The organism is Buttiauxella sp. (assembly GCF_035271705.1).
In the GTDB taxonomy this organism is placed as follows: Bacteria; Pseudomonadota; Gammaproteobacteria; order Enterobacterales; family Enterobacteriaceae; genus Buttiauxella.
On record NZ_DATERI010000107.1, the window covers coordinates 1 to 26,048 of the forward strand.

Consider the following 26,048-nt stretch of genomic DNA (forward strand, 5'->3'; position numbering starts at 1 on the left):
TGAGGCTTTATGGCAATAAACCTCATGACGACTTCAGGTGAAAAACCGCCAGATGAAGGCTATTTAAGAAATACGCTACTGATAGCACTGAATACGGCACCTGTTGTGAAGGCATGCTCTGTCACGATCTCTTCATTTCGGATATCTGCAAAACGAAGAAGGGCTTTTTCGGGATCGGGCGCGTCTATTTCTTCAAACTGTTTTTCATAGCCCTGATTTGCAAGCTGAGCAGCACCATCAGCATCTGATTTTACCAATGCGGTGATTTGCTTACCCTTTTTGAAAAAAACGAAATCGGTCATCGGAAGCCCTCTGAATAGTGTGGGTGTCAGGGAATAACATATCTGAATCGGTGAGGTTTTGTACACTTGAAGTTTGATTATTATGGATTAAAATCATCACATTACCCTTTCTCACAACGATTTCATGTATATCGCACGTAACATCCGTGCGATTTAAATCGGAAATAATCAGTTGCCACTCATAGACGACGCGGTTGTGCCTGGTGGGCTGGTGAGTGCCAGGAGCGGAAACTCATAAATCTTGGTAGCTATACAGATACGTCGAGTTGATTGGTAATACGGGTTGGTCATTTAATAAAGGTAATGTTCATGCACTCACATCCTCTACGCCAGATCATTGAATCGTGTGACAGAGCGATCTCTGCTAAAGATTTTGACTCTTTGATGGAGCACTATTCTGAAGATGCTGCTCTGGTGGTGAAGCCTGGTATGATCGTCAAAGGTAAAGATAATATCCGTAAAGCTTTTATTGCTATCTCTGATTATTTTCAGGATCAGCTTATTGTAGAACAGGGGGATATGCAGGTCATAGAAGGTGGCGGCAATGCTCTCGTTATCATGGAAACAGTACTTCGTTTCCCCGATGGGCATAGTGGAATAGTTGAAACGACACGTCGCGCAACCTATGTATTTCGGCAGGACAGTGACAGTCGCTGGCTTTGTACAATCGACAATTCTTATGGTACTTCTCTTTTGGATGCTGATACTGCCTAAAACACCTTGCTTGAACTATCGCGAGCAGTAGCCTCACTTTTAAACTGGATATTATTCATTGCATTTTTCAGGCACAACGTCTGCTCCTCGCTCATAGCTGCCCGTCCACTTTGTATCAATTGAATCAGAATACCCACTCGTTAGATATCCATGTGATTCTGTCCAAACTCAAAGCTTCAGAAGCCACTACTGGCGCAATATTTTTCATCCATTCAGCCATTTACGCTTGATTACGAAATGTTAATGAGTATAGTTCTCATTCTCTTTGTTATTGGCGGGTCTGATAGGGACTATCCTGCATGATGTGAAATTCGTTCACAGGGAAACACTGAGATATTCCGTGGCGTCGTCAATCTTATCGGGAATATAAACCGAAAGAGCCACCCTGAATGATTTGAACGGTAAAGGATTTTCCAGATGAAAATGAAATTCACAGCAGTTGCGCTGTTTCTGACAGTCGCGTTGAGCGGCTGCGCAACTCAACAATCCTCGCAAACTTCTGCCACTCCTCCTGTCACGCAAAAAAACGTCGCCACCGACACCACACAGCGTGATCTAGCTGCCGGGCTTTACGAAATGGCGCTCGGCCCTAAGGGCGATGTGCTGTATGTCGCCAGCGCGGAAGGTTTTAAAGATGTGCAGGGCGGGGTTATCTACAAGTTGGATTCCACGACGCTGAAAACCGTGGGCGCAAGTCACACCGACCTGAAAAACTTCGGTATGGCGATTTCGCCAGATGGCCAGATTGTGTATGTGACCAACTCCCTGGATGGCGGCCTGAGTGCGGTGAATACCGCTGATGGCAAAGTGAAATCACGTATTTTATTTAACGAGCGTAACAAAGAGGGCTTCCCTTACGGTGCGCGTGAGGTGCTGCTGCATAACGGTCTGCTCTACATCGGTGCGGTTGCAGACCCTGCGCAAATCTGGGTAGTGGATGCCGAAAATCTGAAGCTCAAAACCCGTATCAAAAATACCGGTAAATGGATGACCGGCCTGCATTATTCCCAAACTACCGATCGTATTTACGCCGCGAATGGTGGTGGTGAGATTCTGGTGATTAACCCGAAAACAAACAGCATCGAAAAACGCTGGAAACCGCTGGGTGAAAAACCGGCATTGCTGCTCAATATTGCAGAAGACAACGCGACGGGCCGTTTGTTTGTCACGGATAACTCGAAAGCGAAAACCACGCTGGTACTGAACATCCGTACCGGAGAAGTGATTAAGCAACTGGCGGTGGGCGACTCACTGGCAGTGAAATTCAATGCCAAACGCAATGAGATTTACATCACTCAGCGCGAGTCTGGCAAATTATTGAGCCTGGATGGCACCACTTATGCGGTGAAGAAGTCCTGGGATTTAAAGCCGCATCCTAACAGCTTGCTGCTTTCTGATGATGGGCAAGTTCTGTATGTCACCGTCAAGCAAGCCTTTAACAAAGATCATTCCACGAATGGCCCGGACAGCATCGTAAGAATCGACCTCAAAAAATAAGAATCAGGCCCGATTACGGGCCATTTTGTTTCATTTGGTATTTTTGGACAGAAAATCATGCACAAGTCTCTGGGTAAAAACTTCATGTTACGTAAGTCTATGATTGCTGTTGCAATCGGGGCATTCACTCAAGCCTCTCACGCAGCCAACAACGACACCACAACGCAGAAGAATCAAGAAGATACGATTGTCGTTCAGGCCAATGCCGATAGCGCATTCAAACCCGGCGGTAATGAACTGGTTCCGGCTTATATGGACGGACAAATCGCTCACGGCGGGCGTTTAGGCATGTTGGGTGAGCAAAAAGCGATGGACGTTCCGTTCAACGTTATCGGCTATACCTCGAAACTGGTTCAGGATCAGCAGGCCAAAACCATTGGCGATGTTGTCAGCAATGATGCGGGTGTGCAGGCGGTACAAGGTTACGGCAACTTTGCTGAGACCTATCGTATTCGCGGTTTAAAACTTGATGGTGACGATATGACGATGGGTGGCCTGTCGGGCGTGGTGCCGCGCCAGGTGATGGACACTCAAATGCTTGAACGTGTCGAAGTTTTTAAAGGCGCGAATGCTTTGCTCAATGGCGCTGCGGGCAGCGGTGTTGGTGGCATGATTAACCTTGAACCGAAACGAGCGCAAGCGCTACCGACCACCCAGATTGGTGTCGATTACACTTCAGATTCGCAGGTGGGCGGTTCGCTGGATGTGGGACGCCGCTTTGGCGATAACAACCAGTTTGGTGCGCGAGTTAATCTATTGCATCGCGAAGGGGAAGCTGTGGTCGAGGATGACAAACGCCGCACCACGCTTGCTTCCATCGGCCTGGATTATAAAACCGACCGTTTCCGCTCATCTCTGGATTTTGGCTACCAGAAGAAAACGTTCCATGGCGGTACCATGGGCATCAATATCAGCGGTGTTGATTTCATTCCTGATGTGCCGAGTGCCACAAAAAACTACAGCCAGAAATGGGGCTACAGCGACATCGAAAACGAATTTGGCATGGCAAAAGCCGAGTTTGATTTGACCGACAGTTGGACGACTTACGCGGCGTTAGGTGCACAACACGCTCACGAAACCGGCACCTACAGCGCGCCTAAGCTATTGAATGAAAATGGTGATGCCACCGTGGGCCGTATTGATACCAACCGTATTATTGATGCCTTCAGCGGTATGGCAGGGATGCGCGGCGATTTCGATACGGGTGAGATTTCTCATAAAGTGAATGTCGGATATTCTGCGCAAATCAAACGCGATGCCACCGCATGGCGCATGTCGGCAAAAAATCCAACCACGAATATTTACGACAATCACGATGTGCCAGAACCGGCTAATGCCTACTTTGGTGGGGACTATTTAGACCCTCTGACCACGGCGCGTAACCGCACGCAAGGCTGGTTGCTGAGTGACACGTTAGGCTTCCTGGATGACAGTGTGCTGTTTACCGCAGCCGCGCGTCATCAAAAAGTAGTGGTGCGCAACTACAGCAACAAAACGGGCCTCGAAGACACTTCCTCGCGGTATACGCAAAGCCGTTGGATGCCAACTTTCGGGCTGGTGTATAAACCGTGGAATGATATTTCCCTGTATGCGAACCATACCGAAGCGTTGCAACCGGGAAGCAATGCGCCAAAAGGGGCGGCAAACTACGGGCAAAGCACCGGTATCGCGCATTCTAAGCAAGATGAAGTCGGGGTGAAAATTGATTACGAGCGTGTCGGCGGGGCACTTGCGCTTTTCGAAATCAAAAAGCCTTCTGCCGTTCTTAACGCCAATAACTATTACGCGCTCGAGGGTGAGCAGCGTAACCGGGGAATCGAGTTGAACGCGTTTGGCGAACCAATGTTGGGGCTGCGCTTAAACGGCAGCACGATGTGGCTGGATCCTGAGCAGACGCATACCGCAGGCGGCAAAACTGACGGTAAAGATGCGATTGGTGTCTCCAGCTTCTATATGGTTATGGGCGCGGAATACGACATCAAGCCGGTAGATGGGCTGACGGCTACCGCGAAAGTGAACCATACTGGTTCGCAATATGCCAATGCGGCGAATACTAAAAAGCTCGACAGTTACACCACGCTTGATCTCGGTGTTCGCTATCGTAAGAACTTGAATGCCGATCAGAATGAAATGGTTCTGCGCGCGGGTGTTGATAACGTTACAAACGAGAAATACTGGTCGGGCGTTGAGGATTTGGGTACCTATGTATTCCAGGGCGAGCCACGCACGCTGAAAGTTTCTATGAATTATGATTTCTGAGTTGAGTAAAGAATAGTTAATTAACAAGGCCACTTCGGTGCTGAGATGACCCACAAATCAGCGCTAATAAACCAGCACCGTACTTCGGTAGACTCTGGCGAAGTGGCCAGTTTTTGTTGACCACTTCACATCACCTGAAATATGCGGCGCTATGCTTTGTCATGGGATAATGTGAGCGGCTCTCAGCTGCGAGAACAGGCTGAAAAACATTTCGTCGGTTGCCTGCATATGTGGGAATCCCGCCCGGCGCAGCTTGCTGCCATCACCAAACATGTCGTAATTCCAGCCAAACACGAAATCTGCAAAACTCCCATCGTTCAACTGTAAAATGTCCGCTTCCACTAGCCGCTGCTCGGCAAGCTCGCGCCATGCAGCACGGTAGTCCTTAAATAACTGGTGAAATGACAGTCTGACCGGCGGTGCGGATTCCAGCTCAAACCAGCGCGCGATGCGTGGCCACAACTCGCTCCAGCGCCAGACGTCACCGTTATTCACATTGAAAGCCTGGTTCTGGGCCATAGGCGAAGTAGCTGCCCACAGCGTAGCCTCTGCCAGCAATCCGGCGTCAGTATGATCAACAATGCTGTTCCAGGTTTGTTCCGAACCGGGAAAGCGGAGAGGTAAATCCTGAGCCTTACACAGCGATGCATACAGTGCGATGCTTAGTGCGAGATTCATGGCGTTGCCGGGCACCGTGCTACCCACCACACCTGGTCTAATTGCATTCCAGTGCCACGTTTTTCCACGCTGGAAATGGCTGAGCCATGTGAGCTGAGCGGCGTTAAATTCAGCACCTGGTATGCCGGGATCACTTTCACGCGCCGGGGTTTTGAACGGTCCAAGATGCGCGCCATAGACTTTATATCCCTGCATCAGGCTTACAGTCTGTAGCGGGGCAGTTTTCTCAATGTTACTGACCAGATTGCGCAGCATGGTGACGTTCGGTTCAACCATTTCTGTCCAATTCACGGCGTTCACCCAGGCGCTGTAAAAAATATGTGTGATACCGCTGAGTGGTTGCAATGTCTGCGCACTGTGCTGCGCATCCAGTAAATCGACGTTTACTATCGGAATGCTATCAGGGTGAGATAATGCATTTCGGCTCAGGCCAATAACCTCCCACTCATTTTGCAGTAGCGTTTTGACAAGCTGCCTACCGACAATACCGCTGGCGCCGGCAACCAAGGCGACCTTTTGTTGCTGCATCTTATTCATGGTGTTTCTCCACAGAAGGTGACAGAAACAGTGTGATATATTATTTTTTCCACATATATCCCATGAAACTGATGGCACTTATAAGCAGAATCACTAAATGAATAATAAGCTCAATGCCATTGCTACCTTTTTACGTGTAGCAGAAGCAGGCTCCTTTTCTGCAGCCGCCCGCCAGAGCGGTATGAAGCAATCTGCGGTCAGTCAGCAGATTGCTTCACTTGAGGAGGATCTCGGTGTGGTCTTGCTGCATCGTACAACGCGCGTGATGGCGCTTACCGAGCAGGGAGAAAGATACCGGCGTGATATGCAGCTTTTACTGGAAGCCATGCGGGAAGCAGAAAGGCGGCTGAACCCGGCAGATCATCAATGGCAGGGCAGGGTACATGTGCAGTTGCCGAGCGGTCTGGGTCAGATCTTTTTGCCACATCTGCTGGCTCTTCAGAAAATGAATGCAGGATTGCACCTTATGCTTTCACTTGACGACCGCATCGCAGATCTCGTCAGTGAAGGGGTAGATGTCGCGTTGCGGCTGAGCAATGAGCCTCCGCAAGCGCATGCGGCGCGGGTGCTGGCACGTATTGAAACGGCGCTTTTTGCCGCACCCGGTTTTAAACCGGTTGATTCCGTGAGCGAGTTGGCTGCGCATCCACACGTGCGATTTAGCGGCATAGAGCTGGAAGCGCCACTACGGTTAGTCTCTGGTAATGAAACTATCGACGTGAAAGTGAATACCGTTTTCCGGGCCAACAATAGTGAAGCGCTGTTACAGGCGCTAGAGTCAGGTATCGGTATCGGTGGCATGCAGCGACCACTCGCGGCCAGGGCTTTGCAATCCGGTAGGCTAGTTCCGGTATTACCAGCCTACCGGTTACCTGACCGCTTCCTCTACGCTGTCTATCCCGACGCCCGCTTTATCCCACAGAGGGTCAGAAGCATTATCGGTGTTATCGAACAACTACTGCCTGAGATAACAGGGAATATCTGAAGGCGGGTAAGATCCACTGGAACCAGGGTTCCAGCTACATACAGCCTGCACAACTAGTACAACGCCAGTCATGAGGATTTACCGCCTGCCAAAAGTAGCGAAAGTTCATCTCATCAAGCGGGATTTCATTATCAATAAAACAGTCAGCTAACCATTCCACATTTTTAAGGATCCAATCATCTTCATCTAGTCCATCGAGATACAACTCATCATCTGGATCGATAATTGAATAAATTCCTTTAGTTTCAAGATTTTTTTCCAGATAAGGTTCGGGAAGTATCACTGGAACACGGTGATATGTAATGACCCAATGGCCGTGACACAAAAGATTTCCCGACCGACTCCATTGGGCATTAAATGGATTATTTCCCATTAAATTCGTTGTCCTGTAGAAAGAGGCAGGGGGCGTACACCTAAATTTGCAGCGTTAGATCTATACTCTATATGCATGCAAGTCATTGAGGTAGGTTATCTTTTTAAGAGAACGGAAAACATTGCCTTCATTTAACATAATATACATTATGCGCACCAAGGTAAGGTAAGACAGAATCCAGTGATTAATCAGCCTCATTGCCCTGGTTACTGATAGCCTCTGAAAGTTCTTTCTCCAACGCTGATACCACCACGTTTGCCATCTCATAGTTCGACTGACCACCACGATTTGTTTTCCAGACATCACGCTCCCGGCGTGCTCGTTCCAAATCATTCTCGATCTTCTCGATTGTGCGCATCGTTCTGCCTTCTTCAATAATCACTGGCCGTTCTGCCAGAAAATCTGCATCTGCTTTATTAACGTCACTGTACGACAACCAGTCATGACTGGGTTTATCCGACATTACAGCCCTCCAGATTTGCGCATGCGCAAAATTACTTAAACTCAATTTTATGGCAGAACTTTGCTGATACCGATTAGCACCGGAACAGTTGTGGCGTGAGCTGATTAGGGTGTATATTCGGCTCATGCGGTGAGCCGAATAACCTCCTTAATCGGCTCACCATCAACATCAAGGGCGTAAAGATGACACAGTGGATCTGGCAGAAAAACGGATGGCCGAGCTTCACCTGGCAGAATGACCAGGTATTCCCCCTACTTCGCTCTGTCCGCTTGAAATTAGGCATTCTGTTGGGAGCAAGCTCATGTCTTGGTAGTCGCCAGAATGCTCAAGCCCTCGACACGCTGTTGGCCAACATTGTCGCCAGCTCAGCCATCGAAAATGAGCGTTTAAACGTCGGGTCCGTCAGATCGTCACTTGCACGGCGGCTAGGGGTTACATCTGAACAGCCATACCCTATCAATGATAAGTCAGAAGGCCTGGCGGAAATGATGTTCGATGCTCTGGCTAACAACAAGCAGCATGAGCCATTAACAATGGATCGCCTCTTTCACTGGCATTGCTGCTTGTTTCCTGATGCTGACAGTATCATCGGATCCAAAATCAATCCTGGGCAGTTGCGTGGAAATGAGTTAATGCAGGTCGTGTCTGGCCGCATAGATCGACCTGTAGTTCATTTTGAGGCACCGCCAAGAGAAGGACTGGAAGAGCAGTTGAACCAGTTTATCCATTGGTTTAACGAAAGCGAAAAGGACATGTCCCTGGATCCGCTTCTGCGGGCGGGAATTTGTCACCTCTGGTTTGTCACACTGCACCCCTTTGAAGATGGGAATGGCAGGATAACGCGAATGTTAACTGACATGGCACTGGCTCAAGCCGACCAGCAGAGTATCCGTCTGTATGCCATGTCTGTAGCCATTCTGGAACGGCGCGATGCCTACTATAAGGCACTGGAAACCGCGCAGCATGGGCAGCTTGATATTACTCATTGGCTCACATGGTTCTATGACACCCTGAATTCCACGTTAGATCACGCCTATCAGGTTGTTGAACGCACCCTGCAGAAAACCTTATTTTGGGTTCAGCACCAGGAAATGGATCTGCGACCTGAGCAAATCAAGGTACTGAATCGACTCCTGGATGGAGGCGATGGCGGATTCGAGAATGGAATCAATGCATCTCAATACCAGGCTGTCGCAAAGGTGAGTAAAGCCACTGCAACCCGGCATTTGGCCGACTTACTTGAAAAGGAGTGCTTACAAAAAGGTCCAGGAGAAGGTCGCAGTTCTCGTTATCACATTAAGCCATGCTGATAACAGGTCATAGGTGCTTACTGGATATAAGGGGGCAATCGCTCCCTTGAGCGTTATTTCAGTCGTTCGTCAAACCGGAAATGAACTGTGGCGGCATCCCGAACAATCATTGGGTATTCAGGATGTGCCGGATTGAGCAGAAAATTATACTCCACCGGTGACAGCGCACTGGGAATTCGAAGGGCCACCGCCTCACCGCTTCTTGTCCACTGATCGCCGATTTCAGCCAGCAACCCTGGTGCTTCAGATGCCGCCCAGTTATCCGGCAGGCTCTCACGTTCAATGACCTGAATCAGTTCATCCGGCACTTCTACAGAAAGCAAAGTGAAGGAATCAAGCAGGTTGGCTGCATGGAGATGGACCAGGGTTTCTAGCATGGTTAGTGAAGCCGCTTCCGAGGTATACACCATCGCAGTACCCACACTGTTCCAGCGGCCACCTGCTTCTTTTGCTCCCTGCCCCGTCCAGGCAGTCGTCAGATAGCGGGTTTTCGTCAGACGCCAGAGTTTCAGGAATACACCCCGTGCTCGAGACGGGTTATCAGCTTCATCACTTCCCAGGCTCCGGATTCAGAAGCCAGCAAATCGGCGGGTTTTTTCCATCCCAGCGCCCGGCTGGGTTCATTCAACCATTGCTGGGCCGCTGCTTTATCACCTTCAAACAGATCCACGGCTTTATCCAGCACACGGATGAAACGCACCAGACGCTCACTCTGCGCCGGGGTGAATCGTGTCTTACTGTTACGGTTGAATGTCGTGCCGGGAATACCGGTCATGCGACGGAGATCCGCCTGGGTGATGTGGGCCCAAGACACAATTCGACTTGCCACTTGCCCTTCCAGACCTTTATCGATTTCGCCAACCAACATGACACCGTCGGACACATTCAGACCGACATGTTTCCACAAGTTGTCCGGTTCGTAAGTCGAGGTAGTGGGTGTGAAAACCTTCATAAGCACCTCCAGATGGTATTTTTATTATAACCATATGGTAGCGTGATGGGCAAATTATGCCCTTTTCTTGCTGCGATTAAAATTCTACAGTTGTATACGTTAAAATATTCACCGCAATTTTACGGCCGTGTAGGCGGTTTGCTGGTTATTAACCTGTATTTCCATCGCCAGCCCTTCTCGTACCAGAACACGCAATGCACTGCGGGCTGTACCGTCTGAAATACCCATTATCTGGCTAACTTCGGCGGCGGTGAAATGCTTCTGAGGCTCAGCCAGCATGATATTCAGTAGTGCTATCTGACGTGGTAACAAGCGGGAAAGTGCGCCAGACCCGGCCAGCAGATGATCGACGGCTGCGCGGCGGTGAATGGTCTCATGGATGAAATCGAGGTACTTCGTCACAGCCCGCTTAAGGATGCTGGCCTGATGTTCAAGAAAATACGTGACGTCCATCCCATCATGTTCGGTGTGCTGGTAGCTGTGGGCGTATTTTACCGGTGCGGCGTGCAGAGGCTGGCTTATCGACACATAGCGGAAGGCATCATAACCGTGCTTTAGCATGTACCAGTAAAACAGCGCCCGACTGGTGCGCCCGTTGCCGTCTCTGAACGGGTGTTCATGTGCCAGCATGAAATGCAGGAGACAAGCCCTGATGAGTGGGTGAATGTACTGGCCGGTAAGGTCATTCGCAAAATCACAAACTGCCTGGAGGCGATCCGGGATACTGGCTGCCACTGGCGGCTGATGGACAATGTTGCCATCATAATCGGCGATCACAACGTCATCGGTTTCACGGAAATTGCCTGGATGGTATTTAGCGTCGTTAATGCCACTCATCCCTGCCGCGTGAAAATGCCGTAGCAGCTCAATGCTGAGCGGTTCTGCCAGATGCTCAGGTATTGCAGTCATCAGACGGGCGTTACCGGCGATCATGTGTTCATCTTCGGTACGCGGCTTTCGTCCGGTTTCCAGCATGTTTCGCGCTACCAGTGTTGTCGTATTTGCACCTTCCAGCTGGCTACTGGTGATCGACTCATCAAGTTGTAATTGTGATAACTCAGCACCACCGGCTGGCAATTGCTGCAGGTATTCCCTTAGCGCTGTTTGTGTGGCGTGTTTGTCCACAAGTTCGCAAGTCTCTGACACCAGCGGCGTGATGTTAAACCCGGCGCGTTCTCCCAACTCGTTGTGGTAATTAATGAACTGCAGGGATGCGCTACGGGCATGACGCGTCAACGTCCAGGCTAATTCTGGATCGTCGCCTCGTTTAACCCTGTGCCTGAATTCATCAAAAGGCAGATAGCGGCCTTTGTCGTCAAGAATACGATTATATTGCTGGTGGGCTTCCAGTTGAGCCCCTGTGAGCGAGGAAAGCGGCATTATTGCAGAGGGCTGCTTCATCAAACTACCTCGATTTTTTATATTATTGAGATAGTTTAAAGTGGTTTGAGCCAGTTGAGTACTTTTTATCTCAATTTTTTTGTTTTTTGAGATAAGTTCACAACCCTTTTCAAGCTACTGCGGGTGATTTCGTCTTATTGATAGAAACCTCAGGTGCTGTCAGCTTGTATCTGGCGAAAGCAATCCAGCGATGCCTGAGCGGTGTAAATTGTTGGTTGCCGAGGCCGGCATCGCCGCGGCAACGGTAAAATTATTATCCGGCCTGTATTTTTCTATGGTTTCGGCCAGCTTAAATCGGTGGCAGGACTTTTGATCAATGTTGCCTTCATCGCCGCAATCAGGCTCGTCTCATCAACCGCGAAAGGTAAATGTTCACGGGCTTCAGGTTTAATTTGTACCCCTGCGGCAATGTGTTCCAGTAAGCGGGTATCTTCACCGATCCCCAAAGCAGAAGTTGTCTGAGGGGTTTCCATCCGCGTCAGCCATGTGAGCAAAGGTTCACGATCAAGCGGGTTATCGTGCTGCAGTATTGCCTGAATGGCTAAGCCATAACCGACTTTTTCGCCATGCAACCAGGTATGGAAAATTTTATGATGAGTCATACTGTTATGAATGGCATGCGCAACGCCAATCCGGTGGCTTTCATCTCGGACGCTATTCGCCAGCCCCGCCAGCGCAATAACCGCGTCGATTGTCTTAATTAGGGCCAGTGTCACCCGCTGATGAAGGTTATCGTCCACCGCCTGAATTCCAAATTTTTCAAATACCTCCACCGCCATTTTTGAAGCCTGAAGCTGCAACGAGAGCCCAAGATCATTTCCGTCTTTAAATTGATACGGGCTAAATTCGAACCATTTTGCCAGCGCATCGACAATCCCTGCCTTTAAATAACGCACAGGTGCGGCAGCGATAATCTCGGTATCGACCAGTATCCAGGCCGGATACCTGCGTAATGGCAAACTGCCATTATGGCCCCCCTTGTCGTTATACAGAACGCTAAACGGCGACCAGGCCGCACAGGTTGCAGCAATAGTCGGTAACTGAATCACAGGTAATTGCCCTGCGAGTTCGCCAGTTCCTTTCGCCGTATCCATTACGGCACCGCCACCAAGACCAATAATACCCTCCGCTTTCATATCCTTCGCTTGCTGTGCCAGCCTCTGGAGGGTTGCCAATGTGCATTTCCCTTGTAGCCAGGTCACTTCAAAAATGATCCTGTTATCTATAAGACTTTGCCGTAATGCTTCACCCGCTTTCTGCCAGGCAGTATGCCCGGCAATAACCAGCACCCGTGTTGCCAGGGGTGAAACATATTCCCCGGTATGGCTAATTACCCCTGCTTGTTGTAGATAATTTTCGGGAGTTTTAATCGATATCATAAATTTTATTATCCCTGTAAACGAAAGAAATCAGCCTATTCAATTCTGCATGCCCCAGCGTTTTATCGTCAGTCTTTCCAGGGTTGCAAACACCAGCCCTTCAACCAAAAGACCGATAGTCGTCACCATCACCAGCCCGGCAAAAACCCGATCGGTGTACATCTCATTGCGATTTTGGAAGATGTACCAACCTAATCCACCGCTTCCGCTTGAAGCACCAAAGACCAACTCTGCGGCAATGAGTGTTCTCCAGGCGAATGCCCAACCAATTTTCAAACCCGAAAGAATAGCGGGCAAAGCCGCGGGGATAAGTATCCACAACACATAACGCCAGCCCGTCAGGCCATAGTTACGGCCCGTCATTTTTAAGGTATTGGAAACGCCGAGGAAACCGGACCAGGTATTCAGTGCCATCGGCCACATTACCGAATGCACAATGACAAATACCAGACTGGCGTTACCTAAGCCGAACCAGAGGAGTGCCAGCGGCAATAGCGCGATAGCAGGCAATGGGTTTAGCATTGCGGTAAGCGTGCTTAGCAAATCACGACCCATTCGCGTCGAGATGGCTAATGCACTGATAAGCAGTGCCAGTAAGATCCCCAGCAAATATCCTTTGAGTAATAAACTCACTGAGAGCCATGCCCGCTGTGGCAGTTCTCCACTGGCAATATCCTGTTGAAATGCTAAAAATGTTTGCCAAAAACCCGGAAACATCAGGTCATTATTTTGCCAACGAGCGGCTATTTCCCACACGCCGAGCAAAATCAGCAACAACAGAGACTTACGCAACCAGGTCTGATTGAATAACCTTGTGAGCAGCGGTAAAGCTTCGGTAAGAGTGAGCGCCTCTATGGGCTCCAACTCACGCTGATACTCGGGTCGGATGGGGGGTTGGCTGCTCATAATGATTTCCTTGAGATTGATTCTGAGAGATCAAGTTTGGCGAAGAAGGCTGCGGAAATAACAGATTATGAATACGGGAAACGTCTGCCTGAAAGGAATCACCGCCTGAGTCCGCAAGTGAGTACTGATGACAATTCAGTTCAGCTTTGACCCTTCCCGGATGCGGGGAGAGCAACAAAACACGGCTCCCGACTATCAATGCTTCTTCAATGGAATGCGTCACAAAAAGCAATGTGAAACGCACCTCCTCCCACAAACTCAGCAATTCCTCCTGCATTTTTCGCCGGGTTAGCGCATCCAGCGCAGCAAACGGTTCATCCATCAGCAATACCTTGGGCTGGAGCACCAGCGCACGGGCAATCGCGACCCTTTGTTTCATCCCCCCGGATAACGTATGCGGGTAAGCGTTGCGGAAAGCCCCCAGTCCGACTTTGTGCAGAAAATACTCTGCACGCTCTTGCGCTTCTGCACGCCCTGCTTTGCGGCTGGCTATCAACGGGAATGCAATATTTTCCAAAACCGTTTTCCATGGCAGTAGCTGGTCAAACTCTTGAAAGACCATCATACGGTCAGGCCCGGGGCTGCTGACCTCTTTTCCCGCGAGGCGTATGGCCCCGGAAACGGGCGCCAGAAAACCACCAATGGCTTTTAACAAACTGGATTTACCACAACCTGACGGCCCGAGTAATACGAAACGGTCAGCAGGCCAGACATCAAAGCTGACGTCATGAGTTGCTTGTACACGCAGCTCACGGGTTCTATATTGTAAATTAACACCTTCAACTTGAAGCAGCGGTGGCGGTAATCCAATGGATATAGTAGACATATTAACTCCCCGGTAAGGTATACGCTTCACTGAAGAAATAATCTTTCCAGGATTCAGCTTTGTTTTTCAACACACCCAATTGATAAAGCTTGTCAGCATAAATAAAAGTACGCTGTGGCGTAATAGTGAAATCGTTTTCCGGGTCCTCAATCATTTTCTGTATAAACGCCGCAGGTAATTTTGATTTCTGAACGCGAATATAGGTTTGTGCCGCAGCGGCTTTATCCGCTTTAACAATTTTTTCAGCTTCAGCTAAAGCATCGAAAAATGCGCGATAGGTTTTTGGGTTCTCGTCATGAAATTTCTCTGTGGTATACAGAAGATTAAATGTTCCTGGCCCACCTAATACATCATAGGAACTTAAAATTTTATGAATATTGGCGTGCTCCAGAGCCTGATACTGATATGGGGGGCTTGAGAAGTGCGCTGTCAGTTCAGAACCTCCGGCAATCAGTGCTGCACTCGCGTCAGGATGTGGAAGGCTGACCGTAATATCATCAAATTTCTTATAGTTGCTATTGCCTAAGAGACGAGCAGATTCAATCTGCAACGTACGCGACTGGAACCCCACGCCAGCAGCAGGTACAGCGATACGATCTTTGCTGCTCAGATCTTTAACACTTTTCACGTCCGGGTTGTTGCTGAGCAGATAATTTGGCATTGACCCTAAGGCTGCGATAGCCTTGACGTTCTGCTTCCCTTTAGTGCGATCCCAGAGTGTCAGTACTGGGGGCGCTCCCGCCGCGACCACATCAATTGCCCCTGAAAGGAGTGCCTCATTCATTCCCGTTGCGCCTGACAACGTCCGCCATTCCACCTTGATATCCAGCCCTTCTTCCTTGCCATGCTTTTCAATCAGATGGTTATCTCGCACAACGTCCAGCAGCAGATAACCAATGCCGAACTGTTGTGCAATGCTGATGGTCCCCTCGGCTCTGGCATTCACCGAACCCAGCATGGCACTTAACAACACCAGGGATACACCCGATTGTTTCAGTGAAAATGAAATTTTCTTACCTCGTAGTAAATCCATTATCTTTCCTTTAAATAATTGAATAATTACGCCACATCATGTCTTACACTCATGATGTGGACTTGATTCTTTTAACCTGACTATTTAATCCTGAGGCCGTTTCTTGCCATTAATAAATCATTTATTGGAATATATTATTCCCAAAACAGTCGTTTCATCAGGAATGTGAGTGCATGCGTAATATGTTTCTGCCTGATGTAATAAGGAATAATTAAACTGCCACTTATCAACAACATATTGTTTTTATATCCATGCTGCTTATGCAGTTTTTAGATATGCAAAGCTAATTTATGTCGTTGGCGTAAAAAAAAGTGGCGTTATAGTTCCTGCAAATGAATTGTTTATCTTATTAATAAGAGAAATGTCATGCCGTTATTCAGCCATAGCTATTTGCGTAAATATTTACGCCAACATCTGCATGCTGCAGGCGTTGATGCCGTTACTGCTGGCGAGGTTGCAGACAATCTTGTGGACTCTTCGTTGAAGGGGCACGATTCTCACGGCGTTACACTCATCCCACGTTATATCAAAGCCATTTACGCAGGTGAACTTGCCCCTAAGGCGACTCTTCAACTGACACGCGATGCCGGGGCGATACTTTCATTTCACGGTTGCAATGGCTTTGGCCAGGTACTCGGACGCCAGGCAATGGAACAGGCAATATTGCGGGTGAAAGAATTTGGTGTCTGTGTCATGGGTCTCTCGCACACCCACCATCTGGGGCGTATTGGCGCATGGGCAGAACAAGCGGCTGCCGCAGGTCTGGTCTCTGTGCATTTTGCTAACGTCGGTTCCCGCTCAATGGTACTGCCCTTTAATGGGGTGAGCCCCCGTTTCGGCACTAATCCTTTCTGTATTGGCGTTCCTGTTGCTGACAGTTCTCCCCTGGTGCTTGATTTTGCGACCAGCATGATCGCCGGTAACAAGGCGCGAATTGCCTGGAATGAAGGTCGTGAACTTCCCCCAAATTGTGCCGTAGATAATAACGGTCAACCCACCCGTGATCCGCGCTGGCTGATGGAAGAACCGCTGGGTGCACTTTTAGCATTTGGCGCGCATAAAGGTTCAGGACTGGCACTTATGTGCAGCTTGCTCGGTGCCGCAATCACAGGCGGTGAAACTGAGAGTTCCCCCCCTCCGGAAGGTCCGGGCATCATTAACAATATGCTGTCGATAGTGTTCGACCCGACATTATTAGGGGCGGGTGAGGATTATACGCAAGCTGTTACCCGCATGCTGGAGTGGACCCGAACATCACGCGACGACGACCAACTGCTCCTGCCAGGCGATGCAGAGCAACAGCATTATCACGAGCGGCTCGAGCACGGCATTGAAATAGATGACGTCAACTGGCAGCAATTTATCTCGCTGGAAGAGGCATCCTTCCAGTCTAATCATTCAGTTAGTGAGGCCTGATTTATGCATTTATCTCGTTTTCCTCGTTTACATTTCGGCCATTTTCCTACTCCGCTGGAACCCCTTGATAACCTCTCCCGATACCTGGGTGGCCCGCGTATCTGGATAAAGCGCGATGACTGTACTGGGCTGGCGACCGGCGGTAACAAGACGCGAAAACTGGAGTTCCTGCTGGCAGATGCACAATCTAAAGGGGCTGATGTCATCATTACTCAGGGGGCAACCCAGTCTAATCACGTACGTCAAACTATCGCAGCGGCTGCCAAAATTGGCCTGCCAACCCATGTGTTTCTCGAACGTCGTGTCACTGATTTTGGGGAAGATTATCAACGTTCCGGCAATATATTACTGGACGACCTGCTGGGTGGCGTCATTGAGGAGCATCTTCCTGCCGGTACTGATATGCAGCAGGCAATGGAGCAATTCGCTGAACGTTTGCGCTTAGAAGGCCGCAAACCCTATGTGATACCAGGGGGCGGTTCAAATCCCGTGGGCGCACTGGGTTATGTCGCTTGCGCGGAAGAATTATTGTGGCAGTCCAGCCAGCAGCGACTTCGTATCGATCAAGTGGTTCATGCGACAGGCAGTACAGGGACTCAGGCGGGTTTACTTGTGGGTCTTAATGCGACGAATAGCCATATTCCAGTACTCGGGATTAGTGTCCGTGCTCCGCGAGAGCGCCAGGAAGAAAATGTCTACCAACTGGGTAGCCGAACCTGGCAATTGCTAGAAGCACACGGTGAACTGCTGCGAGAACGGGTACAGGTCAACAGCGATTATGTCGGTGAAGGTTATGGGCTGCCAACATCCGGCACACTGGAAGCCCTACGTCTGCTGGCACGGTTTGAAGGGATTTTGCTGGACCCGGTTTATTCAGGCAAAGGAATGGCAGGCCTTATCGATTTGATTCGCAAAGGCCACTATTCGCCAGATCAAAATATTGTCTTTATACATACGGGAGGTTCAGCAGGCCTATTTGGATACCGGCAACTGCTGGAACAAAACGATGAATGAATTCAGACGTCTTGGCATTCTGGGGGGGATGGGGCCTCTGGCAACACTGGATTTACAGCAAAAAATTCTTGCTGCCACTCCTGCTAATCGCGATCAAGACCATGTACCCGTGGTGGTCTGGAATGTGCCTCAAATTGCAGATCGTCAGCACGCACTTGCCGGATTAGGGCCTTCCCCACTACCACAATTGCTGGATGCCATAAAAGGTTTGAATCAAGCGGGTGTCAGCCATATAGCGCTACCTTGTAACACGGCTCATTATTGGTATGACGAGTTAGCGGCGGCCAGTGCTGCGCCGCTGCTTCATATTGCGGATATCACGACGCAGGCAATGACGGAGGAATCGCTTCGTCCGTCAACTATCGGGCTTATTGCCACTCAAGGAACGCTCACTGCAAACTGGTACCAGCAACGTTTTTCACAGGCTGGTATTGGTGTCGTTATTCCGACACCAGATGAACTGGCACAATGGTTTGTACCCGGCTGTTATGCCGTCAAACGCGGAGATATCCGGGGCGGTGGTCTATTACTCGACTTACTGGCCGATAGGCTCGCAAGCCGCGGGGCGCAGAAATTGGTGCTGGCTTGTACTGAGGTGCCTCCCGCTCTGGAGGCTATTAACTCTAAATATTTACCCGATTCAATAGACCCTACCACTGCGCTCGCCAAAACCTGTGTAAAAATGTGGCAACAGTCGCAACAGTCAGCCACCGGATTAATGTATTAGAAAATCACGATATGCAAAATGGTCCTGACAGCAATGCCCACAAGCGCACCTAGTATGGCAAAGCGTGCCACGCGGGCCACCCGAAACCCGGCTCCCAGCATAATCCCCAGTCCCGGTAAATCCAGTGTCTGTATAAACCAGCCTGCGGAAGCATTCAGCGTCTGTGCATCAAGCTTGCCACTTTGTAGTAGCTCAGTGACAACCCCCAGATAAGCGGTTCCCCCTGCCAGGCATTTTACCAGGGCGGGCATAATCAGTACCGTGGGAATGTGTACAGCATGCAGAACTGGGGACAGAATTTGTTCAAGGTAGGTGATAAAGCCAGCAGATTTCAGTATGCCGACGACGGTCAGTGACAAAAGCAGCATGGGGACTGCGCCAAGTGCCAGACGGATAGAGTCCGCACCCGCGGTATTAATGATGGTGAGCAACCCCTGCTTCTGTGGCGAGTGAACTTCGGCATCTTCAACCGAGATCACTTCTTTGTGCGAAAGATTTCTGGCAAACCCATACCAGGTGACCGCTCCGGCCACCAGCCCGCCTAAAATAGAGATGACCGTAGTGATTCCCCAGCTCAAACCATGGGGGGTCAGCGGATACAGGACATTTGCCTGACCCATTGCATACAACATGGCAAGCGTTGCTGCCAGATGGCGGTCGGATACCCCTTTTTTATCCATCATGGCCAGTGTGGCCACAGGTGCCGCAAAGCTGACGAAGTTAAGCTGGATCAACGCAAAAAGGCTGAGCCCCGACAGCCCAAAAGGTTTCAGCAGTGGCGCGGTAACGTTGATGATCTTTGCGAGGATCTTCACTGACTCCAGATATTTCATAATAACCATCATGACGACCATAATGGGTATCAGCGTGTAGAGAGCAATATCAACTGCTGAACGGCCTGAAGCCATGATTATTTCTATAATATTCAAAACATTACCCTGAGATAACTGATCATCTGCTTTGGTGATTTCTGCAATAAATAGGCCTGCCTCAGTCACCCGGCGCTCGGGAAGACTTCAGTCAGACGCTGCTCATGGACCGGTACGATGCGTTTCACCTGATAATCGAGGTCGTTCCGCACATTCAACCCCATGCTAGCATACGTATGTATGTTGAAGGCAGTGTGCACTTATCGACTGGATCAGTGAGGTTTTTGCCCGACGACAAGATCTCTAACATTTTGAAAAATGAGCAACGTCAGTCAAACTGCCAGTAAAGCGGCGTACCGTAAACTTCGACAAAGTAATCAATGATGGCGCGTACGTTCAGCGGAGGATGGCGCGCATTGGGGTAGATGGCGGCTATCTGCTGTGGCTCAGTATTAATCGCGGCCTCAAATCCCCCCATCAATCTGATCAGCTCACCTTTCTTGATGCTGTCACCTATCAGCCAGTCCGGAAACAACACCATTCCCATACCTCCCAGTGCGCAGGTAAGCAAAGACTCAGCATTATTGGATGTCAGTAAACCAGTAACCGGATAGTGAGTCCAACTGCGACCTGGCTCCCTGAACAACCAGCGGTTAGGCCCGGATGAGCCTTTGTAAACCAGGCACTTATGATGATTTAGGTCAGTTGGCAATTCCGGCCTTCCCTGTTTCTTGATATAGCTCGGTGAGGCAACCAGATGATAACGCTGAGTCCCGAATATGCGGGCATGGAAAGAAGAATCCGTTAGTGTGCCAATTCTGAAAATGATATCCGAGGCTTCCCGATGCGGGTCGATATAGTCATCAGTCTGCGTCAATTCAATCAGTAGTCGTGGATAACGGACAGACAGTTCTGCTAGCCAGGGCGCAATATGGCGCTGCCCGAAAAACACCGGTGCGTTAATCCTTATCAGCCCTGCGGGCTCAAGGGATCGGTCCAGCATTTCTGTGCGGGCTTCACTGAGTTGTTCTGTCATGGTTCGGGCGTAGTCGATGAATAACCGGCCAGCTTCCGTAGGAATAACTGCCCGGGTATTGCGGTAAAAAAGCTGCTGACCCAGCGTATCTTCCAGTTGAAGGATGACGCGCGAGACCATGGATGCGGAGACCCCTTCCCGCCTGGCGACGGCTGAAAAGTTCTGTTCATCAAAGACACCAATGAAAAATAACAGTGCCCGAAAGTTTAAGGCGCTTGGGTCATACATTATCTCGATTCCTGCAAAGGTGTTTCTCGGATTATACCGTTTTTCATTATTCATCGCTGCTATAGGATCACCCGCCTAAAACACGGGAGACTGTTGTATGCAGCTTTTATTTATATTACTCGTCGTGGCAGGCGGGATGGGATTGTCCGTAGAAGCCGGATTGTTAGGGCCACTGGGGAGCGAAGTTGGCGATTTATGGGCAACATTCAGTATTTTCGGGGTGGGTGCCGCGCTGACATTCCTGTTAATGCTGTTCTTTAGTCCACGAAACAGCCCTTCATTCTTTTCTCAACCATCATGGACTCTGCTGGGGGGCGTTCTGGGCCCAATATACGTCGTCATCCTGACCGTAGCGGTACCGAGTATCGGTATTGCCATGACAATGATTGGCATACTGGCAGGACAGGTCTTCAAAAGCCTGGTGATTGACCACTATGGCCTGTTTGGCACTTCTCATCGGAAAATTGACAGCAAACGTATTATTGCGCTGATTTTTATTATTGCGGCCCTGATTCTCATGGCACAAGGCTAAGGTGAACCTGTGAATATAGTAATGATCATTTTGGCAGTGGTTGGCGGTGCGGTCCTCAGCATGCAGGCGGCGATCGGCGGCAAGTTGGGGAGCAATGTGGGGGTATTCCGCAGTGCTTTTCTAACCTTTTCGGTGGGGGCACTGGTGACAGCGCTGCTCATTTTCTTCTTCGAACAAAAACATGCGCTCACCTTGCTGGACGTACCGAAATGGCAGTTGCTTGGCGCACTTTGTGGGGTTCCTTACATCGTCATTATGGTGCTAGCTGTACAGCGTATTGGTGCCGCGGTTGCGACAGTCGCCGTCATCTTTGGTCAGTTGGCAATGAGCATGCTCATTGATAATTTTGGCTGGTTGGGGAATCAAGCGATTCACTTCTCACTGACCCGTCTTGGTGCGGTAATCTGCCTGGGAATTGCGCTGTTCTTTATTTATTCCAGCAGTAAAACCAGTACATCTGACAGGGCAGCATAACTGCCCTGTCCAGGTTAAAAATCAGCCTGTCAGCTGTTTGAGCTGATCAATACCGGTGGGCTCTGTCGCAAGCACAGGAACCAACGCAATACGGGTAGCATGCTGGCGTTGAACAGCCTCTATTTGCGGGAGTTCCTGTAACGCGCGCTGACGCAGCAGCGGCGAATGGGTTTGGGCAATGGAAAGACTGTTATTGATTATCCAGCCCCAGGGATGAATCCCCGCACGTTCAAGATCGGCTTGTAAATTTGCCGCCTCAAGAACAGGCGTGGTTTCCGGCAGCGTGACCAGCAACACTTTTGTTCTTTGTGGGTCCTGAAGCTGCATCATCGGCGTCGTGAAATGGCCTTTATCGCCCATTTTCCTGGCTATCTCCCGGTGATATGCCCCGGTGGCGTCAAGCAACAACAGCGTGTGTCCGGTCGGTGCCGTATCCATAACAACGAATCGTTTACCCGCTTCACGTATCACCCGCGAGAAAGCCTGAAAGACAGCTATCTCTTCGGTACAAGGAGAGCGTAAATCCTCTTCCAGCAGACGTTTACCCGCGTCATCCAGGTCGCGTCCTTTCGTCTCAAGGGTATGCTGACGATAACGCTCTGTTTCATGATGAGGGTCGATCCTACTGACTTGCAGGTTATTGAGGCTTCCATTGAGGGTGGTGCTGAGGTGTGCTGCAGGATCTGAGGTGGTGAGATGCACATCAAATCCCATATCGGCCAGCCTGACCGCTATTGCTGCGGCCATGGTTGTTTTCCCCACACCACCTTTACCCATCAACATAATCAGGCCGTGTTCATCACGAGCGATGTCATCTACCAGAGTAGAAAGCGAAGCTATTGCGGTTTTTTGCAGTGTGTATTCTTCAGCGAAGGATGCCGTTTCAGGCCCGGTGGTGAAAAGCCCTCTGAGTGCAGACACGCCGACCATATTCACTGGCTGAAGGAATAATGTGTCAGTGGGCAGACCGGCCAGACCTATGGGAATATTGGCCAATGCTTCCTGCTCCCGGCCCCATATTGCAGCCGCCAGTGCATCGTTTACTGCTTCTGTTTCCGGTAAAACACCATTGATCACCAGATACTGATTTTTGAGGCCAATCGTCGCCAGCTCATGATGTGTGCGGGCAACTTCCTGCAGTGTTGATTGTTGCAGTCGCGCCACTAAAACCAGACGGGTGCTTTCCGGGTCAGATAAAGCCTCAACGGCGTGGGAATACTGCTCACGTTGTTTTTCCAGACCGGCCATCGGGCCGAGGCAGGAAGCCCCATCTGGATTGCTCTCAATGAAACTACTCCACGCTCCGGGTAACTGGAGAAGGCGAATAGTATGACCGGTCGGCGCAGTATCAAAGATGATATGGTCAAAACGGGTCAGTAGTGATGCGTCGGTCAGTATCCCGGTGAATTCATCAAAAGCAGCAATTTCGGTGGTACATGCCCCGGAGAGCTGCTCGTTGATACTGTTAACCACATCGGCAGGCAAAATGCCTTTGATGGGATCAACGATTCTGTCTCGATATTGCTGGGCGGCTGCCTGCGGGTCGATTTCCAGCGCTGAAAGTCCAGGTACAGAGGTTACAGGCAGAATGGTGTTGCCAATGGTCTGGTCAAAAACCTGGCCTACGTTTGATGCCGGGTCGGTGCTGACAAGCAAAACCCGCTTGCCCTCTTCTGCCAGGCGGATAGCCGTGGCGCAAGAAATAGAGGTTTTACCGACTCCCCCTTTACCGGTAAAAAACAGGTAAGGTGGGATATTCTGTAAGAATTTCATATGTCCTCCTGACATATTTAGCAACAGGGAGTTTTACCACCACCCATCGCTGTCGCTAATCCCACTTTCTCAAGCGGTATACCAAACAAGCGTGCCAGTTCAGCACGTTTCGGGTATCGCCCCGCCATCACCGTTTCACCATCTAACTGAAGTAATGGAAGGCCTTCAACGCCGGATACCTCAAGGAACGCTTTGGCTTTCTCGTTTTGTACAAAGTTCATGGGCTGCTGCGCCAGGTTATAACGATCAACCTGAACACCACGTTGTTTCAGCCATTGAACATCCACAGCAAAATCAACCAGAACCTGATCAACATCTGAACCACAGACACCGGAGCTGCAACACATAGCGGGGTCAAACACTGTTAACGTTTTCATTTTCACACCTCACATTCGAAAAATCATATGTGTTCAGGCGAGTATAATATAAAACATGTCATTCCTGCCCCAGCCAAATCTCTACATCGTGACTTAGCCCGTCATCCACTAGCGGGATGGCATCTCCCGAAAGCGGTGTTCCATCCAGCATCACCCGGTATTCCCCCTCACTGCGCTGGACATTGATGCGGTAATGGCTGGATCCGTGCTGATAAACAAGGCTGACAGATGGCCAGTCACGCGGCAGCAAGGTGTGCACAGTGATTGAGTCGCCGTGGCGCTCAATACCCAGCAGTGTTTCGACAATTAACCGGTAAGCCCAACCCGCCGAACCGGTATACCAGCTCCAGCCTCCGCGCCCTGTATGAGGTGCCACACTATAAATGTCCGCTGTCATGACGTACGGTTCAACTTTATAGCGCTCAGCCGCATCCGGCGTCAGGCTGTGATTGATAGGGTTTATCATCGACCAGAGCTGCCAGGCGCGTTCAATATTGCCGCTGCGAGCAAAGGCCATCACCGCCCAAATAGCACCGTGGGTATATTGCCCGCCATTTTCGCGCACGCCTGGTAAGTAGCCCTGAATGTATCCCGGATTTGGCCCATTACCGTTAAACGGTGGGGTGAGCAATTTAATCAACCCGGCTTCTGTATCCACAAGACGGGAATCCAGCGCTTGCATCGCTTGCGTACAACGTTCGGTACTTCCTGCACCGGATAACACCGACCAACTCTGGGCGATGGCATCTATCTGGCACTCTTTGGCATTTTGCGAGCCTAGCGTTTCCCCGCTATCAAAATACCCACGGCGATACCAGGCACCGTCCCAACCGTTCGCTTCGAGGTTTTTCTGTAATTTCACCGCTTCTGCCCGACATAACGTGGCGGTATCGTGTTCATTGATTTGTTCGGCAAGTTTCGCAAAACGCTGCATAACATCGTAGAGGAAGAAGCCGAGCCACACGCTTTCGCCCTTACCTTCCAGCCCAACCAGGTTCATGCCATCGTTCCAGTCACCTGCACCCATTAATGGCAAACCGTGCTGACCAAAGCGCAGGCCATTGCGAATGGCTTTTACGCCATGCTCCCACAGCGACTCTTCAAAAGTGCTGATGACCGGTTGTTCATAGGCCGACTCTTCTCCTGGTAGTAATTCGCGCCCTTCCAGATAGGGCAAACGATGCTCAAGCAAGCCGATGTCACCGGTAGTTTCTACGTAATGGCAGATGGCAAGCGGCAGCCAAAGGAAATCATCAGAACAACGGGTGCGCACGCCGTTACCCAATGGCGGATGCCACCAGTGTTGCACATCGCCTTCGACAAACTGGCGTGACGCACAGAGCAAAATTTGGTCGCGCAGCCGCTCGGGGGCAGCATGGCTCAGGGCGAGAGTATCTTGTAACTGATCGCGGAAACCAAACGCCCCGCCGGACTGGTAGTAACCGCTACGAGCCATCATGCGGCACGCAATAGTCTGGTAAAGTAGCCAACCGTTAGCCAGTAAATTGACTGAGGGATCGGGCGTTGAAACGACGATTTTATCCAGCATTTGGTGCCAGTAACGATGCACATTTGCCAGTTCTGCACGGGCCGTCTCTTCGCTCATATACTGGCTAATCATCGATTCCGCTTCCTGCGGATTTTGTCCAATCCCCAGCACAAAGATAAAGCTGCGCTGATCGCCATCAATCAGTGTGGTGGCTGACTGCACTGCGCCACACGGGTCGAGCCCTGCGCCTGTTTTATCGGATAACGTGCGCAGCTTCATCGCCGCAGGGTCGCTTTGCGAACCGTTACGTCCCAAAAATTCCCGCCTGTCCCCCGTGACCGAACAATGCACACCGGTCACTGCAAAGAAGGCCGTCCGTTCTGAACCGTTGCTACTGTAAAAATTATTCGCCAATACGCCGCAGCCGAGTCGGGTGCTGGATGCCCGCGTGACGACATGCATAGCCGATTTACTGCGGGACTCACCCAACGCCCATTC

Annotated in this window: 26 protein-coding genes; 10 read left to right on the plus strand and 16 right to left on the minus strand. The window is 50.2% G+C overall.

Going from position 1 to position 26,048, the window contains the following annotated elements:
• Positions 1–59: 59 nt before the first annotated feature.
• Positions 60–302 (minus strand): hypothetical protein, encoded by a 243-nt coding sequence (locus tag VJY99_RS09855; protein WP_324117873.1) that lies wholly within the window; start codon positions 300–302, stop codon positions 60–62.
• A 309-nt stretch (positions 303–611) separates the two neighbouring features.
• On the opposite strand from VJY99_RS09855, the gene VJY99_RS09860 reads away from it, so the two are divergent.
• The 3 genes from VJY99_RS09860 to VJY99_RS09870 all read left to right on the plus strand — a co-directional run bounded on the left by VJY99_RS09860 (position 612) and on the right by VJY99_RS09870 (position 4,772).
• Positions 612–1,016, plus strand: coding sequence for a YybH family protein (locus VJY99_RS09860; RefSeq protein WP_324117874.1), 405 nt, complete (start codon positions 612–614; stop codon positions 1,014–1,016).
• Between the two features lie 417 nt (positions 1,017–1,433).
• Positions 1,434–2,513: a YncE family protein gene (locus VJY99_RS09865; protein ID WP_324117875.1), complete on the plus strand. Its 1,080-nt coding sequence runs from the start codon at positions 1,434–1,436 to the stop codon at positions 2,511–2,513.
• A 57-nt stretch (positions 2,514–2,570) separates the two neighbouring features.
• Positions 2,571–4,772: a TonB-dependent siderophore receptor gene (locus tag VJY99_RS09870; protein WP_324117876.1), complete on the plus strand. Its 2,202-nt coding sequence runs from the start codon at positions 2,571–2,573 to the stop codon at positions 4,770–4,772.
• Positions 4,773–4,931: 159 nt separating this feature from the next.
• Here VJY99_RS09870 and VJY99_RS09875 read toward each other — a convergent pair whose 3' ends face one another.
• Positions 4,932–5,987, minus strand: coding sequence for an SDR family oxidoreductase (locus VJY99_RS09875; protein WP_324117878.1), 1,056 nt, complete (start codon positions 5,985–5,987; stop codon positions 4,932–4,934).
• A 97-nt stretch (positions 5,988–6,084) separates the two neighbouring features.
• Between VJY99_RS09875 and VJY99_RS09880 the strand changes: the two genes are divergently transcribed.
• Positions 6,085–6,972, plus strand: coding sequence for a LysR family transcriptional regulator (locus VJY99_RS09880; RefSeq protein ID WP_324117880.1), 888 nt, complete (start codon positions 6,085–6,087; stop codon positions 6,970–6,972).
• A 34-nt stretch (positions 6,973–7,006) separates the two neighbouring features.
• On the opposite strand, the gene VJY99_RS09885 is transcribed toward VJY99_RS09880, so the two are convergent.
• Together VJY99_RS09885 and VJY99_RS09890 are read right to left on the minus strand one after the other, a co-directional pair.
• The gene (locus VJY99_RS09885) at positions 7,007–7,345 is read right to left on the minus strand and encodes a hypothetical protein (protein ID WP_324117882.1); all 339 of its coding nucleotides are present in this window, start codon (positions 7,343–7,345) and stop codon (positions 7,007–7,009) included.
• Positions 7,346–7,529: 184 nt separating this feature from the next.
• The gene (locus VJY99_RS09890) at positions 7,530–7,808 is read right to left on the minus strand and encodes a hypothetical protein (RefSeq protein ID WP_324117884.1); all 279 of its coding nucleotides are present in this window, start codon (positions 7,806–7,808) and stop codon (positions 7,530–7,532) included.
• A 182-nt stretch (positions 7,809–7,990) separates the two neighbouring features.
• Between VJY99_RS09890 and VJY99_RS09895 the strand changes: the two genes are divergently transcribed.
• Positions 7,991–9,118 carry a Fic family protein gene (locus tag VJY99_RS09895; RefSeq protein WP_324117885.1) on the plus strand — a complete coding sequence of 376 codons (1,128 nt, stop codon included), beginning with the start codon at positions 7,991–7,993 and terminating at the stop codon, positions 9,116–9,118.
• Between the two features lie 53 nt (positions 9,119–9,171).
• Here the strand turns inward: VJY99_RS09895 and VJY99_RS09900 are convergent, their stop codons facing one another.
• The 7 genes from VJY99_RS09900 to VJY99_RS09930 form a co-directional block, all read right to left on the minus strand.
• A complete protein-coding gene (locus tag VJY99_RS09900; protein WP_324117915.1) occupies positions 9,172–9,630 on the minus strand; it encodes an RES family NAD+ phosphorylase in 459 nt (152 codons plus the stop codon).
• Positions 9,627–10,070: a type II toxin-antitoxin system Xre/ParS family antitoxin gene (gene parS / locus VJY99_RS09905; RefSeq protein WP_324117887.1), complete on the minus strand. Its 444-nt coding sequence runs from the start codon at positions 10,068–10,070 to the stop codon at positions 9,627–9,629. The genes VJY99_RS09900 and parS overlap by 4 nt, the downstream gene beginning before the upstream one ends.
• A gap of 108 nt (positions 10,071–10,178) precedes the next feature.
• Positions 10,179–11,471, minus strand: coding sequence for a Fic family protein (locus tag VJY99_RS09910; protein WP_324117889.1), 1,293 nt, complete (start codon positions 11,469–11,471; stop codon positions 10,179–10,181).
• 272 nt (positions 11,472–11,743) lie between these two features.
• Positions 11,744–12,850 carry an iron-containing alcohol dehydrogenase family protein gene (locus VJY99_RS09915; protein ID WP_324117891.1) on the minus strand — a complete coding sequence of 369 codons (1,107 nt, stop codon included), beginning with the start codon at positions 12,848–12,850 and terminating at the stop codon, positions 11,744–11,746.
• 39 nt (positions 12,851–12,889) lie between these two features.
• A complete protein-coding gene (locus VJY99_RS09920; protein ID WP_324117893.1) occupies positions 12,890–13,756 on the minus strand; it encodes an ABC transporter permease in 867 nt (288 codons plus the stop codon).
• Positions 13,716–14,582, minus strand: a complete 867-nt coding sequence (locus VJY99_RS09925; protein WP_324117895.1) for an ABC transporter ATP-binding protein — start codon at positions 14,580–14,582, stop codon at positions 13,716–13,718. Before VJY99_RS09925 ends, VJY99_RS09920 begins: the two co-directional genes overlap by 41 nt.
• A gap of 1 nt (position 14,583) precedes the next feature.
• Positions 14,584–15,540, minus strand: a complete 957-nt coding sequence (locus VJY99_RS09930; protein WP_324117917.1) for an ABC transporter substrate-binding protein — start codon at positions 15,538–15,540, stop codon at positions 14,584–14,586.
• Between the two features lie 441 nt (positions 15,541–15,981).
• On the opposite strand from VJY99_RS09930, the gene VJY99_RS09935 reads away from it, so the two are divergent.
• The 3 genes from VJY99_RS09935 to VJY99_RS09945 are packed head-to-tail and all read left to right on the plus strand — an operon-like array spanning position 15,982 to position 18,772.
• Positions 15,982–17,031 (plus strand): malate/lactate/ureidoglycolate dehydrogenase, encoded by a 1,050-nt coding sequence (locus tag VJY99_RS09935; protein ID WP_324117897.1) that lies wholly within the window; start codon positions 15,982–15,984, stop codon positions 17,029–17,031.
• A 3-nt stretch (positions 17,032–17,034) separates the two neighbouring features.
• The gene (locus tag VJY99_RS09940) at positions 17,035–18,045 is read left to right on the plus strand and encodes a D-cysteine desulfhydrase (RefSeq protein ID WP_324117899.1); all 1,011 of its coding nucleotides are present in this window, start codon (positions 17,035–17,037) and stop codon (positions 18,043–18,045) included.
• Complete coding sequence (locus VJY99_RS09945) at positions 18,038–18,772, plus strand: aspartate/glutamate racemase family protein (RefSeq protein ID WP_324117901.1); 735 nt, start codon at positions 18,038–18,040, stop codon at positions 18,770–18,772. The genes VJY99_RS09940 and VJY99_RS09945 overlap by 8 nt, the downstream gene beginning before the upstream one ends.
• On the opposite strand, the gene VJY99_RS09950 is transcribed toward VJY99_RS09945, so the two are convergent.
• Together VJY99_RS09950 and VJY99_RS09955 are read right to left on the minus strand one after the other, a co-directional pair.
• Entirely contained in the window at positions 18,769–19,701 is a 933-nt protein-coding gene (locus VJY99_RS09950) for a nucleoside recognition domain-containing protein (protein WP_324117903.1), read from the minus strand. The two genes, VJY99_RS09945 and VJY99_RS09950, sit on opposite strands and share 4 nt — an antisense overlap.
• Before the next feature lie 268 nt (positions 19,702–19,969).
• Positions 19,970–20,905: a LysR family transcriptional regulator gene (locus VJY99_RS09955; RefSeq protein WP_324117905.1), complete on the minus strand. Its 936-nt coding sequence runs from the start codon at positions 20,903–20,905 to the stop codon at positions 19,970–19,972.
• Positions 20,906–21,002: 97 nt separating this feature from the next.
• Between VJY99_RS09955 and VJY99_RS09960 the strand changes: the two genes are divergently transcribed.
• Both VJY99_RS09960 and VJY99_RS09965 read left to right on the plus strand, forming a co-directional pair.
• A complete protein-coding gene (locus VJY99_RS09960; RefSeq protein WP_324117907.1) occupies positions 21,003–21,437 on the plus strand; it encodes a DMT family transporter in 435 nt (144 codons plus the stop codon).
• A gap of 9 nt (positions 21,438–21,446) precedes the next feature.
• Positions 21,447–21,911, plus strand: a complete 465-nt coding sequence (locus VJY99_RS09965; RefSeq protein ID WP_324117909.1) for a DMT family transporter — start codon at positions 21,447–21,449, stop codon at positions 21,909–21,911.
• Between the two features lie 21 nt (positions 21,912–21,932).
• Here the strand turns inward: VJY99_RS09965 and arsA are convergent, their stop codons facing one another.
• The 3 genes from arsA to VJY99_RS09980 form a co-directional block, all read right to left on the minus strand.
• The gene (arsA, locus tag VJY99_RS09970) at positions 21,933–23,684 is read right to left on the minus strand and encodes an arsenical pump-driving ATPase (protein WP_324117911.1); all 1,752 of its coding nucleotides are present in this window, start codon (positions 23,682–23,684) and stop codon (positions 21,933–21,935) included.
• A gap of 17 nt (positions 23,685–23,701) precedes the next feature.
• Entirely contained in the window at positions 23,702–24,061 is a 360-nt protein-coding gene (gene arsD, locus VJY99_RS09975; protein ID WP_324117913.1) for an arsenite efflux transporter metallochaperone ArsD, read from the minus strand.
• A 58-nt stretch (positions 24,062–24,119) separates the two neighbouring features.
• Positions 24,120–26,048, minus strand: a 1,929-nt coding sequence (locus VJY99_RS09980) for a GH36-type glycosyl hydrolase domain-containing protein (protein ID WP_414641583.1), incomplete at its 5' end; no start/stop codon positions are given.

What these genes read in the sequence shown, in the direction of transcription:
- VJY99_RS09855 (WP_324117873.1), bottom strand. Translation starts at nt 302, where the DNA reads ATGACCGATTTCGTTTTTTTCAAAAAGGGTAAGCAAATCACCGCATTG.
- VJY99_RS09890 (WP_324117884.1), bottom strand. Translation starts at nt 7,808, where the DNA reads ATGTCGGATAAACCCAGTCATGACTGGTTGTCGTACAGTGACGTTAAT.
- VJY99_RS09915 (WP_324117891.1), bottom strand. Translation starts at nt 12,850, where the DNA reads ATGATATCGATTAAAACTCCCGAAAATTATCTACAACAAGCAGGGGTA.
- arsD (WP_324117913.1), bottom strand. Translation starts at nt 24,061, where the DNA reads ATGAAAACGTTAACAGTGTTTGACCCCGCTATGTGTTGCAGCTCCGGT.
- VJY99_RS09885 (WP_324117882.1), bottom strand. Translation starts at nt 7,345, where the DNA reads ATGGGAAATAATCCATTTAATGCCCAATGGAGTCGGTCGGGAAATCTT.
- VJY99_RS09955 (WP_324117905.1), bottom strand. Translation starts at nt 20,905, where the DNA reads ATGTATGACCCAAGCGCCTTAAACTTTCGGGCACTGTTATTTTTCATT.
- parS (WP_324117887.1), bottom strand. Translation starts at nt 10,070, where the DNA reads ATGAAGGTTTTCACACCCACTACCTCGACTTACGAACCGGACAACTTG.
- VJY99_RS09870 (WP_324117876.1), top strand. Translation starts at nt 2,571, where the DNA reads ATGCACAAGTCTCTGGGTAAAAACTTCATGTTACGTAAGTCTATGATT.
- VJY99_RS09895 (WP_324117885.1), top strand. Translation starts at nt 7,991, where the DNA reads ATGACACAGTGGATCTGGCAGAAAAACGGATGGCCGAGCTTCACCTGG.
- arsA (WP_324117911.1), bottom strand. Translation starts at nt 23,684, where the DNA reads ATGAAATTCTTACAGAATATCCCACCTTACCTGTTTTTTACCGGTAAA.
- VJY99_RS09930 (WP_324117917.1), bottom strand. Translation starts at nt 15,540, where the DNA reads ATGCTGGGTTCGGTGAATGCCAGAGCCGAGGGGACCATCAGCATTGCA.
- VJY99_RS09875 (WP_324117878.1), bottom strand. Translation starts at nt 5,987, where the DNA reads ATGAATAAGATGCAGCAACAAAAGGTCGCCTTGGTTGCCGGCGCCAGC.
- VJY99_RS09940 (WP_324117899.1), top strand. Translation starts at nt 17,035, where the DNA reads ATGCATTTATCTCGTTTTCCTCGTTTACATTTCGGCCATTTTCCTACT.
- VJY99_RS09945 (WP_324117901.1), top strand. Translation starts at nt 18,038, where the DNA reads ATGAATGAATTCAGACGTCTTGGCATTCTGGGGGGGATGGGGCCTCTG.
- VJY99_RS09920 (WP_324117893.1), bottom strand. Translation starts at nt 13,756, where the DNA reads ATGAGCAGCCAACCCCCCATCCGACCCGAGTATCAGCGTGAGTTGGAG.
- VJY99_RS09925 (WP_324117895.1), bottom strand. Translation starts at nt 14,582, where the DNA reads ATGTCTACTATATCCATTGGATTACCGCCACCGCTGCTTCAAGTTGAA.
- VJY99_RS09880 (WP_324117880.1), top strand. Translation starts at nt 6,085, where the DNA reads ATGAATAATAAGCTCAATGCCATTGCTACCTTTTTACGTGTAGCAGAA.
- VJY99_RS09935 (WP_324117897.1), top strand. Translation starts at nt 15,982, where the DNA reads ATGCCGTTATTCAGCCATAGCTATTTGCGTAAATATTTACGCCAACAT.
- VJY99_RS09910 (WP_324117889.1), bottom strand. Translation starts at nt 11,471, where the DNA reads ATGAAGCAGCCCTCTGCAATAATGCCGCTTTCCTCGCTCACAGGGGCT.
- VJY99_RS09860 (WP_324117874.1), top strand. Translation starts at nt 612, where the DNA reads ATGCACTCACATCCTCTACGCCAGATCATTGAATCGTGTGACAGAGCG.
- VJY99_RS09960 (WP_324117907.1), top strand. Translation starts at nt 21,003, where the DNA reads ATGCAGCTTTTATTTATATTACTCGTCGTGGCAGGCGGGATGGGATTG.
- VJY99_RS09865 (WP_324117875.1), top strand. Translation starts at nt 1,434, where the DNA reads ATGAAAATGAAATTCACAGCAGTTGCGCTGTTTCTGACAGTCGCGTTG.